The organism is Dactylosporangium sp. NPDC051541, from assembly GCF_044454505.1.
Classification (GTDB): Bacteria; Actinomycetota; Actinomycetes; order Mycobacteriales; family Micromonosporaceae; genus Dactylosporangium.
Map to the genome: position 1 here is coordinate 692450 of NZ_JBITDU010000004.1, position 14537 is coordinate 706986.

At 70.3% G+C, this 14537-nt stretch carries 11 protein-coding genes; 7 read left to right on the forward strand and 4 right to left on the reverse strand.

Annotated features, from left to right (window positions below; all coding sequences use genetic code 11):
* Window positions 1-132 precede the first annotated feature (132 nt).
* Entirely contained in the window at window positions 133-2076 is a 1944-nt protein-coding gene (locus ACIA8L_RS22745) for a DUF6541 family protein (RefSeq protein ID WP_395907580.1), read from the forward strand.
* 89 nt (window positions 2077-2165) lie between these two features.
* Here the strand turns inward: ACIA8L_RS22745 and ACIA8L_RS22750 are convergent, their stop codons facing one another.
* Together ACIA8L_RS22750 and ligA are read right to left on the reverse strand one after the other, a co-directional pair.
* Window positions 2166-2558: a VOC family protein gene (locus tag ACIA8L_RS22750; protein ID WP_395907581.1), complete on the reverse strand. Its 393-nt coding sequence runs from the start codon at window positions 2556-2558 to the stop codon at window positions 2166-2168.
* Window positions 2559-3479: 921 nt separating this feature from the next.
* Window positions 3480-5588 (reverse strand): NAD-dependent DNA ligase LigA, encoded by a 2109-nt coding sequence (ligA, locus tag ACIA8L_RS22755; protein ID WP_395907583.1) that lies wholly within the window; start codon window positions 5586-5588, stop codon window positions 3480-3482.
* Window positions 5589-5627: 39 nt separating this feature from the next.
* Between ligA and ACIA8L_RS22760 the strand changes: the two genes are divergently transcribed.
* Window positions 5628-6470 (forward strand): tetratricopeptide repeat protein, encoded by an 843-nt coding sequence (locus ACIA8L_RS22760; protein ID WP_395907584.1) that lies wholly within the window; start codon window positions 5628-5630, stop codon window positions 6468-6470.
* A 100-nt stretch (window positions 6471-6570) separates the two neighbouring features.
* Complete coding sequence (locus ACIA8L_RS22765) at window positions 6571-7674, forward strand: arabinogalactan endo-beta-1,4-galactanase (protein WP_395907586.1); 1104 nt, start codon at window positions 6571-6573, stop codon at window positions 7672-7674.
* 6 nt (window positions 7675-7680) lie between these two features.
* Here the strand turns inward: ACIA8L_RS22765 and ACIA8L_RS22770 are convergent, their stop codons facing one another.
* Both ACIA8L_RS22770 and ACIA8L_RS22775 read right to left on the reverse strand, forming a co-directional pair.
* Window positions 7681-8205, reverse strand: coding sequence for a DeoR family transcriptional regulator (locus ACIA8L_RS22770; RefSeq protein ID WP_395907588.1), 525 nt, complete (start codon window positions 8203-8205; stop codon window positions 7681-7683).
* Window positions 8206-8224: 19 nt separating this feature from the next.
* Entirely contained in the window at window positions 8225-10165 is a 1941-nt protein-coding gene (locus ACIA8L_RS22775) for a beta-galactosidase (RefSeq protein ID WP_395907590.1), read from the reverse strand.
* A gap of 137 nt (window positions 10166-10302) precedes the next feature.
* On the opposite strand from ACIA8L_RS22775, the gene ACIA8L_RS22780 reads away from it, so the two are divergent.
* From ACIA8L_RS22780 to ACIA8L_RS22795, 4 genes are read left to right on the forward strand one after another with little or no spacing between them, the layout of a single operon-like run.
* The gene (locus ACIA8L_RS22780) at window positions 10303-11604 is read left to right on the forward strand and encodes an ABC transporter substrate-binding protein (RefSeq protein WP_395907592.1); all 1302 of its coding nucleotides are present in this window, start codon (window positions 10303-10305) and stop codon (window positions 11602-11604) included.
* Complete coding sequence (locus tag ACIA8L_RS22785) at window positions 11604-12500, forward strand: carbohydrate ABC transporter permease (RefSeq protein WP_395907594.1); 897 nt, start codon at window positions 11604-11606, stop codon at window positions 12498-12500. Before ACIA8L_RS22780 ends, ACIA8L_RS22785 begins: the two co-directional genes overlap by 1 nt.
* A complete protein-coding gene (locus tag ACIA8L_RS22790) occupies window positions 12497-13330 on the forward strand; it encodes a carbohydrate ABC transporter permease (protein ID WP_395907596.1) in 834 nt (277 codons plus the stop codon). Before ACIA8L_RS22785 ends, ACIA8L_RS22790 begins: the two co-directional genes overlap by 4 nt.
* 30 nt (window positions 13331-13360) lie before the next feature.
* The gene (locus ACIA8L_RS22795) at window positions 13361-14389 is read left to right on the forward strand and encodes a LacI family DNA-binding transcriptional regulator (RefSeq protein WP_395907598.1); all 1029 of its coding nucleotides are present in this window, start codon (window positions 13361-13363) and stop codon (window positions 14387-14389) included.
* Window positions 14390-14537 lie beyond the last annotated feature (148 nt).

Sequence of the window (14537 nt, forward strand, 5' to 3'; positions counted from 1 at the left end):
GCGTCCGGATTCGGCACTCTGCACCCCTACGTGAATACTGATCATGTCTGGCAGAACTGGCGTAGTGTATCGGCGTTGATAGTCTCCCGCCAGCCCCTGCGGCGCACTTCGGACGGCAACTATGGTGTCACCGTGAAATTCGGGGAGAAGACCCGCGAGGTCCGGGTGGCGGCGGTCGCGCTGCTGAGTTATGTAGTGTGCTCGGTGCTCGTGCTGCAGCACCTCTGGGCCGATCCACAGGGCCGGATGTTCGCCGACAACACCCAGGATCAGATCTTCTTCGAGTGGGTGCTGACGCATGCGGCACGCCTCTTCACTCACGGTGACAACCCGTTCTTCACCGATCAACTGAATGCACCGGATGGCGTCAATCTCATGGCGAACACATCCGTTCTCGGACTGGCGCTACCGTTCGCGCCGATCACGTTACTGTTCGGCGCCGGCGTCACTTTGGTGCTCATGGACACCATCGCTCTCGCCGGCACCGCGATCGCTTGGTATTTCATTCTTTCCCGCCATGTTGTCAGATCGCGGGTGGCCGCGTACATCGGCGGGCTCTTCTGCGGCTTCGCCCCCTCGATGATCTCGCAGAGCACCGCCCACCCGAACATCGCCGGGCAGTTCCTGATCCCGTTCATCGTCTGGAACATCCTGCGCCTGCGCGAGCCCGGCTCGGCCGTGCGCCGCGGCCTGGTCCTCGGCGCCGTGGTGCTCTACCAGTGCTTCATCAACGAGGAGATCCTGTTCCTCACGGCCGTCGCGCTGTTCGTGTTCCTGGTGTCCTACCTGCACCCGCGCGAATACCTGCCGTCGCTGAAGGCGGCCATGCCCGCGATCGCCATCGGCGCGGGCGCCGCCGGTGTCCTGCTCGCCGTGCCGCTGTACCACCAGTTCTTCGGCCCGCAGGCCTACCACGGCCTGCCCGACTTCGTGCACGGTTTCAGCTCCGACCTGGCCTCCTTCAAGGAGTTCAGCCGCCGCTCGATCATGGCGCCGGACGACCTCTCGGTGATCGACAAGATGGGCGGCCCGACGGAGGAGAACACGTTCTTCGGCTGGCCCCTGATCGGCCTGCTCCTGGCCGGGACCGTCGCCCTGTGGCGGCAGCGCGCGGCCCGGGCGCTGTTCATCACGGCGGTGGTGTTCTCGCTGCTCTCGCTGGGCACGGTGATCAAGTACAAGGGCGAGGAGACGACCTGGCACGGCCCGTGGAACTGGGTGCACGAGCTGCCGCTGTTCGACTCCGTGGTCCCCACCCGCCTCGGTGTGGCCATCGCCCCGCTGCTCGGCGTGCTGCTGGCGATACTGGTCGACCGCTTCGTCGTCGGCCTGCCACCCGAGCCGGCCCCGGCGGTGGCTTCGGACGGGGCATTCGACGAGCCAAGCGATTCCGGGGGTACTGCGGGCAGCTCCGGCGGCTCCAAGGGTGGCGACCGCCCCGTCAGCCCCGGCGGCGGCACCCTGGTGGCCGAGGAGTCCGCGATGCCGGAAACGTCAGAAGGCGCCGTGGGTGTCAAAACGGACATCCGCCCGGAGCCCGAGGAGACCACGCCGGTCGCCCGCTGGCTGTGGGCCGTCGCCTTGCTGATCGCCCTGGTACCGCTGGTCCCGACGCCCCAGCCCGCCGCACCGCGCTCGCCGATCCCGCTGTTCTTCAGCTCCGACGCCTGGCGGGCCGAGATCCCCGAGAACTCGACGGTCGTGGCGATCCCGCTGGGCTGGTTCGAGGGCCTCGACGCGATGCGCTGGTCGACCGCCGCGGGCCTGGACTTCAAGATCGCCGGCGGCTACTTTCTGATCCCCAACCCGGACGACCCGGAGAAGGCCGCCATCTTCAGCGCCCCCACCCGCCCGACGATGCAGCTGATGAACAGCGCGGCCTCGGACGGCACCGTCCCGGTGATCACCCCCGACCAGAAGGCCATGGCCAAGCTGGATCTGGCGTACTGGAAGGCCGACTACCTGGTCCTGCCCGACCAGCACGGCAACAGCGAGGCGGTCCGCCAGACCGCCGACCAACTCTTCGGCCCCGGCAAACACGTGGCCGACGTGTGGGTCTACAAGGTCACCAGCTGACGCTTCGGAGACTTCGCTCGTTTCGCACGTTTCGCCGCCAGCGAGGGGCCGCCGCGGACTGATCGCGGCGGCCTCAAGCTTGTGTTCCGTCAGCTGGTGCCGGTAGGCCCGTTCCAGTCGACCAGCTGCACGATCACGCCGTTGGGCTCCCGGACCTGAAACGCCCGCTCCCCCCAGGCCTCAACGGTGAGCGGCATGGTGATGGCCACCCCAGCTGCTTGCAGCCGAGCCAGCTCCCCTTCAAGGTCATCGACAACGAACGCCAGAATCACGCCCGCCGCATGCACATCCCGCTGCTCAGCCGGCAGCGTGGCGAGCCCGGTCCGCAGAAAAATGACGTTGACCCCGGCATCATCCCGGCTCAACGAGGCAAACCCGTCGGCCGCCATCTCCTCCCGAAACCCCAAGTGCTCCTGCAAGAACCCAGAAGCCGCCCGAACATCCGCCACGTTGCACGACACAGCCGACGAACTGATCCGCACCAGCCCAACCTCCAACCTCGCCCAACATCTCTCTACAGTGTAGAGAGATAACTTCTGAACGCCAACAAGCGCCACCACGCCAAGCCCAAGCCGAGAACCACCACCACCGCAAGCAGCGCGGTCCGCAACCCCTCAGCACACCCACCATCAGCGCCGACGTACGCCCGCACGCCCTCTGAACCTTGCCCGGAGCCGTTGCCCGCGCGGCCGACCACACGAGCGAACGGCCCACAGACAACGCACCGCCCAAAGGCATGAGGCCCACACCCGACGGGCGCCACACACGAGTGAAACGGCTCGCAACCGCAGACCACACAAGCGAAACGGTCCACAGGCGCCGCACCACGCGGGACCCACACGAGCCTGACACGGCGTGAGACTGGGACCGGCACCGCGCAGAACCAGCACCGCGCAGAACCAGCACGGCGTGAGGCTGGAACCGGCGCCGCGCAGAACCGAGCCCAGCACGACGCCGAACCGGCACAGCGTGGAACCGGCACCGCGCAGAACCACCACCGCGAAGAACCAGCATGGCGTGAGGCTGGAACCAGTACCGCGCAGAACCCGCACGGCGTGAGACGGGACCAACACCGCGGAACCCGCACCGCGCAGAACCGAGCCCAGCACCACGCAAAACCGGCACAGCGTGGAACCGGCACCCCGCAGAACCCGCACCGCGTGAGGCTCAAACCAGCACCGCGCAGAACCCGCACCGCATGAGACGGGACCAACACCGCAGAACCAGCACCGCGTCGAACCGAGCCCAGCACCGCACCGAACCAGCACCGCGTCGAACCGAGCCCAGCACCGCACAGAACCAGCACGGCGTGGAACCGGCGCGGCGTGGAACCGGCGCGGCGTGGAACCGGCGCGGCGTGGGACTGAGTCGGGCGGGGCGGGGGTTGGGCGGGGCGAGTTGGGTCAGGGGGTGGTGGTTCGTAGGAGTTCGGCGAAGGTTTCGGCGGGCATGATTTGGAGGCCCAGTTCTTCGGCCTTCGCGGCCTTTGAGCCGGCGCCCTCGCCCACGACGACCAGGTCGGTTTTCTTCGACACCGAGCCTGATGAGCGGCCGCCCAGGCGTTCGACGGCCTCGTTGCCCTCGTTGCGGGTCAGGCCGGGCACCGAGCCCGTCACCACGACCGTCATCGGGGTGCCGTCCTCCTTCTGCAGCGGCAGCCGCGCGGCCGGGTCGGCAAAAGACGCGGCGGCAGAAGACGCGCCGGCAGAAGACGCGGCGGCGGAAGCCGGGTCGGCGGCGAGCGCGTCGGCCGAGGACGGGTCGGCCGGGGTGGGGCGGGGGCGGGGGCGGTAGGAGGGTTCGGTCATGTTGACGCCGCGGGCGGCCAGGCGGGCGATGACCGGGGCCAGCTCGGCGAGCTCGGCGGCGATCGTCAGGGCTCGCTCCGGGCCCACGGCCTCGACCTCCTGCAGCTCCTCGGGGGTCGCGGCCAGCAGGGCGTCCATCGTGCCGAAGTGGTTGGCCAGGCGGCGGGACATGGAGCGGCCCGTCATGCGCACGCCGAGGCCGGTCAGGACGCGGCCCAGGGGCTGGGTCTTGGAGGACTGGATCGCGGTGACCAGCTTCGTGGCGGAGACCTCGCCCATGCGGTCGAAGGCGCTCAGGGTCGCCACGTCCAGGTCGTAGAGGTCGGCGGGGTCGGTGACGCGGCCGGAGGCGATGAGCACGTCGATGATCTTGCCGCCGAGGCCTTCGATGTCGAGGCAGTCGCGGCTCGCGTAGTAGGAGAGGGCCTCGCGGGCGCCGCAGGCGCGGCCGGTCGTGCAGCGCCAGCGCTTCTGGGTGCGGTCGATCTCGCCGCCGCAGCGCGGGCAGGCCGCGGGCGGCTCGAAGGGGACGGAGTCGGCCGGGCGCTCGTCGAGCTTCGCGCCGGTGATCTCGGGGATGACGTCGCCGGCGCGGCGGACGAAGACCGTGTCGCCGGCGCGGACGTTGCGGCGGACCAGGTCGTCGAAGTTGTGCAGGGTGGCCGATGTGACGATGACGCCGCTGATCTGGACCGGCTCCAGGACGGCCACGGGGGTGATGACGCCGGTGCGGCCGATCTGCACCTCGATGGCCTTGAGGCGGGTGGTGCGGGTGTCGGCCGGGAACTTGTAGGCGATGCCCCAGCGCGGCGCCCGGCTGCCGGAGCCGGCCTGGTCGCGGTCGGCGGGGTCGTCGGCCTTGATGACGGCGCCGTCGATGCCGTAGCCGAGGGTCGCCCGGGCGTCGTTGAGCGCCTTGACCGCGGCCAGGATCTCGTCGATCGTGGCGCAGACCGGCATCCCGCCGGTCGAGGCCACGCCGAGGCGCTGCAGCTCGGCCATGGCCGCCGAGTGCGGGCCGTCGCCGAGCCCGCGGGCACCGTAGGCCAGGAACGACAGCGGCGCGTCATAGGTGCGGTCCTGGGCCCGCAGGGTGCCGGCGGCGGCGCTGCGGGGGTGGGCGAACGGGGGCTCGCCGGTGGCGGTGCGCATGCCGTTGGCCACCTCGAAGTCGGCGTCGGTCATGAAGACCTCGCCGCGGACCTCGACGGTGACCGGGTCGGCCAGCCGCTCGGGCAGGCCCGCGGCCCGCTTGGCCTGGCCGGTGACGTCCTCCCCGGCCCGCCCGTCGCCGCGGGTGGCCACCTGGACCAGCCGGCCGTCCTCGTAGCGGGCGGCGATGGCCAGGCCGTCGATCTTCGGCTCGACCGTGTAGCCGGCGGCGGGGCGGCCGAGCAGCTTGTCGAGGCGGGCCGCCCACTTGCGCAGGGTGTCCTCGTCGAACACGTTGTCGAGGCTCAGCATCGGCTCGCTGTGCACCACGTCGCCGACCACGCCCTCGCCGGCCGCGACGACCTCGGTCGGTGAGTCCTCCGGCTTCCACTCCGGGTGCTCCGCCTCGGAGGCCGCGATCCGGCGCATGAGCGCGTCGTAGTCGGCGTCGTCCATCGCCAGGTCGGGCCCGCTGTAATAGGCGGCCGCGGCCGTCCTGACCTGGTCGATCGCGGTGCGGTAGTCGGAAACGGTGTCGAATGCCTCGGCCATGCCCGGAGCTTACTGACCGGGTACGACAAAATCGGGGACGTGAACGAGGACGACTACGTGGACCTGGCCGGCCGGATCAACCGCGGCGACATGGCCATCGGAATCCTGCCCCTGTCGGCGGCGCCGGAGGTCGTCGAAGGCCTGTCGAGATCCGGGAGCGCCCGAGCCTGGCGGGAGCTGGGCCGGTGTTATCTCGGGGCGAGCGGTGACGTACTCCCACCCGCTCCGTGGTCGCCGGACCTGCCCTTCCCGGACCCGGCCGACCACCCGCACGACCGGGCCCTGCGCTGCTTCGCCGAGGCCGCCACGCTCGGCGACCACGAGGGCGCGCTGCTGTTCGCCCGCTGCGCCCGCGAGGCGTCGGTGGCGGCGAAGGAGGCGGCGCTGGCCCGGCTGCGCCCGCACGCGCGGACCGACGGCGCGACCGCCTACCAGTTCGGCCTCCTCGAGCAGTGGCTGGACCGCCCGGGATCGGCGGTCGAGCACCACCTGTGGGCCGCGGCCCGCAACGACGGGGACGCGGCGTTCGAGCTCTATGTCCTGTTCGCCACCGGTACCGGTGTCGAGCGCGACGACGCCGAGGCCGCCCGCTGGCTGCAGCGAGCCGCGGATCTGGGCCAGGACCGGGCGCTGTACAACCTGGGCGCGGCCCACGCCACCGGCAACGGCGCCCCGCTGGACCCCGCCCTGGCCGTGCGGTACTACGAGCGCGCCGCCGAGGCCGGCAATGCGCGCGCCGCCGCCACGGCCGGCGTCATGTACCTCATGGGCGAGGGCGTCGACGAAGACCGGAGCCGGGCCGCGCACTGGCTCGACGAGGCCGAGGACCTCGGCCACCCGGTCGACGAGTGGCTGGCCCAGCTGGGACTTTCACGCCCATAGCCCGTGAACGATCCCAGTTTCCATCAACATCTATCAACGCCTTGACACCGGAAATCACCTCTCCAAAGACTGGGAGCGTTCACAGACCAAAGGAGAGCCCGTGCGAAGAACAACCGCAATCGTGGCTGCCGTCGCCCTCGGCGCCGCCATCGCCGTCACCTACGTCGCGCCCGCCGCCGCGGCCACCATCAGCATGCGCGGCGCCGACGTGTCCTCGCTGCAGCGCAGCCTGGACCTCGGCGCGAAGTACTACAACGCGTCCGGCACCGCCGCCGACCCCTTGGACATCCTCAAGGGCATCGGGATGAACTACGTCCGCCTGCGCATCTGGAACAACCCGGTGAGCGGCTACAACAACCTGAGCAAGGTCCTGGTCCAGGCGAAGGCGGCGAAGGCCAAGGGCCTGCAGCTGATGATCGACTTCCACTACTCGGACACGTGGGCCGACCCGGGCAAGCAGTACAAGCCGGCCGCGTGGGCGTCGCACAACATCAGCGCGCTGCAGACCGACGTGTACAACTACACGCTGAGCGTGTGCAACGCCCTCAAGTCGCAGGGCACGACGCCGGACAGCGTGCAGATCGGCAACGAGATCAACGTCGGCATGCTGTGGAACGACGGCAAGGTGGTCAACAACGACTTCACGAACCTGAGCCTGCTGCTGAAGTCCGGATACAACGCGACCAAGGCCTGCAACAGCGGCACGCAGGTCATCATCCACACCGCCGACGCCGACAGCGACGCCAACGCCCGGTGGTTCTACGACGGCATCCGGGCCAAGGGCGTGCCCTGGGACATCACCGGCCTGTCGTACTACTGCATGTGGCACGGCACCCTCGCGAACCTGTCCACCGTCATCAACGACGTGCGGACCCGCTACGGCAAGCCGGTCGTCCTGGCCGAGACGGCCTACCCGTTCACGGCCGCGAACGCCGACTCGGAGGGCAACGCCATCAACGGCTCCGCGCCCTGCTCCGGCTACCCGGCGACGTGGGCGGGCCAGGCCGGCAACTTCACCGCGGTACAGAACACGGCCCGCTCGGCCGGCGCGGTCGGGGTCTTCTACTGGGAGCCGACCTGGTATGCCATCAAGGGCAACGGCTGGGCCCCGGAGAACATCAACGGCACCGGCGACCAGTGGGACAACATGACCCTGTTCGACTGGACCGGCCACATCAACCCGAACGTGCGCTGGACCGCATAACAACCGTCACAGCAGCACCTGCCGCCGCGCCCGCGCCAGGAGTGCCTGGTCGGTCGCGGCGGCCAGCACGTCGCCCAGCGGCCCCGGCTCGACGAACGCGATGTCGAGGTGCAGCGACCGCAGCGTCAGCTCGGCGACCGGCCCGGCATGGCTCCCCGACGGTGTCCGCACCCCGCCGACGATCAACACCTCCCCACGCACCGCGCGGGCCACGACCAGCATCGGCGTGACGACGGTGAGCCCGGGAACGTCGGACACCCGCGCGGCGAGCCGGGGCCCGAGCCGCCGCCCCGCGATCCCGATGGCCATGCCCGGTTCGACGAGCGCGGCCGGCGCGTCCACGCGGCCGTCGTCGAGGGGTACCGCACCGCCGTGCACCCGCTGCAACAGGCCGCGCTCGGCCAGGGCGGACAGGTCGCGGCGGATGGTGGGGATCGAGACGTGGAACAGCTTGCTCAGCTCCCGCAGCCCCACCCCGCCGGACCGGCGGGCGGCGGCGAGGATCTCGGACCGGCGCCGCTCGATGATCATCAGGTGGCCTCCAAGGAACTCACGCCGTCTCCAGGACGACGACCTCTCCGGCCGGGACGGCCACCCCGCGGACCTCGGCCGGCTCGGCACCGTGGTTGATCGCGAACAGATACGGCGGGCGGTGCACGAGCTCCACAGTGGACGGCACCGCGGGCCGGGACCCGAGCCCGGCGTCGGCGTAGACGCGCTCCAGGAGCCGACCCAGGTCGGCGTCGGCCAGGCGGGTCGAGACGTACCAGGCCACTCCGGCCCCGCGCTCGTGCCGGGTCACCGCCGGGCCGAGCGGCGCCGGACCGTCCACATACGACAGGAACGGAACCGCCCCGGCCAGGCGTACGTCCTCGGCCCACACGTCCGCCGACGAGCCGTCGGACAGCAGCACCCGCTCCCCCGCGCGCAGCGGCAGGAACTCCTCGACGGTCACGCCCAGCACATCGCGCAGCGCACCCGGATAGGGCCCGTCCGGCACGGTGTCGTTGGCGTCGACGACCCCGGAGAAGTACGACACGACGAGCGTCCCGCCGCCGGACACGTAGGCGTCGAGGTTCTTGGCCGCCCCGGCCGTGGTCAGGTACAGCGACGGCACCACGACGAGGGGGTAGCGCCCGAGGTCGGCCTCCGGGTGCACGAAGTCGGCGGTGAGGTGGGCCTCCCACAGCCGCGCGTAGTAGGCCTCGACCCGCTCGCGGAACGTCACGTCGACCGACGGGCGCCACTCCAGTTCGAGGGCCCACCAGGCCTCCCAGTCCCAGACGACGGCGACGTCGGCCGCGACCCGGGTGCCGCGCAGGTCGCCGAGGCCGGCCAGCCGGGTGCCGAGCTCCGTGACCTCGCGCCAGATCCGGGTGCCGGTGCCGGCCTGCGGCAGCATCGCCGAGTGGAACTTCTCGGCGCCGAAGCGCGAGGCCCGCCACTGGAAGAACAGCACGCCGTCGGCGCCGCGGGCCACGTGGGCGAGGCTGTTGCGGGCCAGCTCGCCGGGGCGTTTGGCGATGTTGCGGGGCTGCCAGTTGACCGCGCTCGTGGAGTGCTCCATGAGCAGCCACGGCGCCCCGCCGGCCAGGCTGCGGGTGAGGTCGGCGCACATGGCCAGCTCGACGTGCCGGTCGTCGCGCTCGGAGGCGAGGTAGTGGTCGTTGGCCACGATGTCGACCTCGCCGGCCCATTTCCAGTAGTCGACCCACTTGCAGTTGGCGATCATGAAGTTGGTGGTGATGGGCACCGACTGGCTGTACCCCCGGAGCAGGTCTCTTTCGCGTTTGTAGTTGGCCAGGTGGGTGTCTGAGCAGAAGCGCAGGTAGTCGAGCTGCTGGGCCGGGTTGACGGCCGTCGGCGCGAGGCGCGGGGGTTCGATCTCGGCGAAGTCGCCGTAGCGCTGGCCCCAGAACGCGGTGCCCCAGGCCGAGTTGAGGCCGGCCAGGTCGCCGTGCCGGGTGCGCAGCCAGTCGCGGAACGCCTCGGCGCAGGTCGCGCAGTAGCAGTGGGCGTTCACGCCGGCGAACTCGTTGTGCACGTGCCACAGGGCCAGGGCCGGATGGTCGCCGTAGCGGCGGCCGAGCTGCTCGGCGATGTTCGCGGCGGCCGCGGCGTAGTCGGGCGAGCTCGGGCAGAAGCTCTGCCGCCCACCCTGGCCCAGGACGTGCCCGGCCCGGTCGACCAGCCGCGCGCCGGGATACGCGCGGAAGAACCACGGCGGCGGCACGGCGGTCGGCGTGCCGAGATCGACGCGGATGCCGGCACCGTGCAGAAGATCAAGAACACGATCAAGCCATTCGAAGGTGTACTGCCCGGGGGCCGGTTCGAGCAGCGCCCAGCTGAAGATGCCGACACTGACCAGGTTCACGCCCGCCTGCCGCATCAGTGCGACGTCCTCGGCCCAGACCTCCTCGGGCCACTGCTCGGGGGTGTAGTCCCCGCCGTAGGCGATGCCGGCGAGGCCACCGAGCTGCCAATCCCCCACAACCGTGCTCCTGACCGTGAACGTTCCCAATCATCAGAGCCGCACTGTAGCGCACACTTGGGCCCTTGACACCGTGCTTGGCCGAGCCAAAACTGTGAACGCTCCCAGTCATTCACCCCAGCTGTTGGAGACAATTCATGAAGCGCACGACGCGCGCCCTCATCGCGGCCGCGGCGACCGGTTCGCTGCTGCTCGCGGCGGCCGGCTGCTCCGGCTCGGACGACGAAAGTTCCGCCTCCGGCGGGAAGGTCGAGCTCACCTTCTGGTCCTGGGTCCCCGGCATCGACCAGGTCGTGGCCCAGTGGAACTCGGCGCATCCCAACACCCACGTCACCGTCAGCAAGCAGGCCCAGGGCGACGAGGAGGTCACCAAGGTCCTGACCGCCAGCAAGGCCGGCAACCCGCCGGACCTGTTCCAGGCCGAGTACCAGGCCCTGCCGACGCTCGTGAGCAACGGCGCGGCCGGTGACATCTCGAAGTACACCGGCGACGCCAAGAGCAAGTTCGCGGCCGGCGTGTGGAGCACCATCACGCTCGGCACGGACGCCGTCTACGCGATCCCGCAGGACTCCGGCCCGATGATGCTCTACTACCGCCAGGACATCTTCGCCCAGCTCGGGCTGAAGGTCCCGGCGACGTGGGACGAGTTCGCGCAGACCGCCAAGCAGGTGCGGCAGAAGGACCCGAAGAAGTACCTCACCACGTTCTCCTCCGGCGACCCGGGCTGGTTCGCCGGGCTGTCCCAGCAGGCCGGCGCGAAGTGGTTCGGGGTCTCCGGGGAGACGTGGAGCGTGCACGTCGACGACGCGGCGACGAAGAAGGTGGCCGACTTCTGGGGCGGGCTGGTCGCGTCCGGCGACATCGACAAGCAGCCGATGTACACCCCGGAGTGGAACAAGGCCCTCAACGACGGCACGCTCATCGCCTGGCCGAGCGCGGTCTGGGGGCCGGGCGTGCTGTCCGGCAACGCCCCCGACACCGCGGGCAAGTGGGCCATCGCGGAGCTGCCGCAGTGGAGCGCCGGTGAGCACAAGACCGGCAGCTGGGGCGGCTCGTCGACGGCGGTCGCGGCCAAGTCCAAGCACCAGAAGGAGGCGACCGAGTTCGCCGTCTGGCTCAACACCGACCCGGCCGCGGTGACCGGGCTCATCACCGGCGGCGGCATCTACCCGGCCGCCACCGCCGCCCAGTCCGGCGGGGCCCTGGCCAAGCCGCCGGCGTTCTTCAGCAACCAGCCCGAGTTCTACACCCTGGCCCAGACCATCGCCGGTACCGCGGCCGGGGTCACCTGGGGCCCGAACGTCAACGTCACCTACGCCGCCTACAAGGACGCCTTCGGCAAGGCGATCACCGACAAGTCCCCGTTCCCGGGCGCCCTGACGGTGATGCAGCAGTCCACTGTGGATGACCTCAAGAAGAACGGGTTCAAGGTCGGCTGATGCTCAGACACCGGGTCCCGTACGCGTTCCTGTCCCCCGCCATCGTGCTGTTCGCGCTGTTCATGGTGGCGCCGATCGGCTACACGGTGTACCTCTCGCTGCGCCGTGTGCAGGTCAAGGGGCTCGGACTCGGCGCCGCCGCGCGGGCCGAGTCGTTCGCCGGGTTCGCCAACTACCGCGCGGTGTTCGCGGACGGCGAGTTCTGGCACAGCGCCGTGCGGGTCCTGGTGTACGGCAGCCTCCTGGTGCCCACGATGCTCGGCCTGGCGCTGCTGTTCGCGCTGCTGCTCGACCTGCCCCGGGCCCGGGCCCGGCGGTTCTCCCGGGTGGCGATCTTCCTGCCCTACGCGGTGCCGGCCGTCATCGCGAGCCTCATGTGGGGCTTCATGTACCTGCCGTCCGTCGGCCCCGGTCAGTACCTGCTGACCGCGGCCGGCGGGCACCCGCTCGACCTGCTCGGCCCGACCAGCATCTACTTCGCGGTCGCCAACATCGCGCTGTGGGGCGGCACCGGCTTCAACATGATCGTGCTGTTCACGGCGCTGCGCGCGATCCCCGCCGAGCTCTACGAGGCCGCCCGCATCGACGGCGCCGGCGAGTGGCAGATCGCCTGGCGGATCAAGATCCCGCAGCTGCTGCCCGCCCTCATCATGACGTCGGTCTTCTCGCTCATCGCGACCGTGCAGGTGTACGTCGAGCCGACGACCCTGCGCCCGCTGACCAACTCCCTGCCGTCGAACTGGACCCCGCTCATGAAGATCTACCAGGACGCGTTCGCCCGCGACGACATCCACACCGCGGCCGCCGCGTCGGTCGTCGTGGCCGCGGCCACACTGGTGCTGTCGTTCGGCTTCCTCCGCCTCGTCCAGCGCCGCGCGTTCGGAGCCGAACAGTGACCCGGCGCTTCGCCGTTCTTCCCTCGGTGGTACTGGTCGTGGGTGCCCTGTACTGCCTGCTCCCGATCGTCTGGGTGGTGACCGCGGCCACGAAGACCAACGGGGAACTGTTCCGCACGTTCACCCTCGCCCCCGGCAGCGCGCTGCTCGACAACATCGCGGATCTGTCGCAGTACCAGAGCGGCATCTATTGGCAGTGGATGTTGAACACGGTGCTCTATGCCGGAGTGGGCGCGCTGCTGTCGACAGCGGTGTCGGCGATCAGCGGCTACACCCTCGCGAAGTACCGGTTCCCGGGCCGCGGCGTCGTCTTCAACGTGCTGCTGGCCGGCGTGCTGGTGCCGGCCGTGGTGCTCGCCATCCCGCAGTATCTGCTGCTCGCGAGCCTGCAGCTGACCGACACGTACTGGTCTGTGCTGCTGCCGAGCATCCTGAGCCCGTACGGCATCTACCTGGCCCGCATCTACGCGGCCGCGGCCGTGCCGGACTCGCTCATCGAGGCGGCCCGCACCGACGGGGCCGGCGACCTGCGCATCTTCCGCAGCGTCGCGGTGCCGTCGATGCTGCCGGGCCTGGTCACGGTGTTCCTGTTCCAGTTCGTGGCCATCTGGAACAACTTCCTGCTGCCGTTCATCATGCTCGCCTCGGACGAGAAGTTCCCGGTCACGGTCGGCCTCTACACGCTGCTGAAACAGGGCAACACCACGCCCGTGCTGTACACCCTGGTGGTGACCGGCGCCCTGCTGTCCATCGCGCCCCTGGTCGTGCTGTTCTTGACGCTGCAACGATACTGGCGGGTCGACCTCATGTCCGGGGCCGTAAAAGGCTGACAGGTTTGTTGGATGTTGCAGAATGGCGAGGTGCCAGAACCACACGAGCTCCGCAACCGCCCCGCCCGCCGCCCCACGATCAACGACGTGGCCGCGGCGGCCGGGGTGAGCCGGGGCACGGTCTCCAGGGTCCTCAACGGCGGCCGCGACGTGAGCGACGCCGCCCAGGACGCGGTGGAGCGCGCGATGCGCAAGACCGGCTACGTGGTCAACCAGCACGCCCGCAGCCTGGTCACACAGCGCTCCCAGTCGGTAGCCTTCATCCTGTCGGAGCCCCAGGAGCGCCTCTTCGAGGACCCGAACTTCAACGTCCTGCTGCACAGCTGCACCCAGGCCCTGGCCAAGCAGGACATCACCCTCCTGCTCACCTTGGCCTCCAGTCTCGAAGAGCGCAAACGCCTCGGCCGGTACCTCACCGGCGGCCACGTGGACGGCGCGCTCCTGGTCTCGACCCACAGCGGCAACCCCCTGATCCCAGAACTCCTGGCCCGCGGCCTCCCCGTCGTCGCCTGCGGCAAACCACTGGGCTACGAACGCCAGGCCGCCTACGTCGCCGCCGACGACCGCGACGGCGCCCGCCAGATGGTCACCTACCTCCGCGAGTCCGGCCGCCGCCGCATAGCCACCATCACCGGCCCCATGGACACCTCCGGCGGCGTAGAACGCCTGGCCGGCTACCACGACGCCCTGGCCACCCCCGGCGATCCTGCTTTGGTGGCCCACGGCGACTACACCCGAGCCAGCGGCGAGGCCGCGATGCAGACACTGCTCGACCGGGCCCCAGACCTGGACGCGGTGTTCGTGGCCTCCGACCTGATGGCCGCCGGCGCCCTGACCGCCCTGCACCGAGCCGGCCGCCGCGTGCCGGCGGACGTGGCCGTCGGCGGCTTCGACGACAGCCAGATAGCCACCACAACCCAGCCGTCCCTGACCACGATCCGCCAGTCCTACCCCCGAATCGGCGCCGAAATGGTCCGCCTCCTGCTCAGCCAGATAGAAGGCGAAACCCCGGCCGCCGTCATCATCCCCACCGACCTGGTAGTCCGCGAATCCGCCTGACCGCCGTGACGCCGCAGCCCGATCGGCGCGACGAACGGCCGCTCAGCCCAAACGCCACGCCGGACCGCCGAGATTCACCGTCGAAGCCGCCGCGCTCCACAACGGCCATCGAACCGCGGCGTTCGGCGTGTTCTCCAAGGCCGAGGAG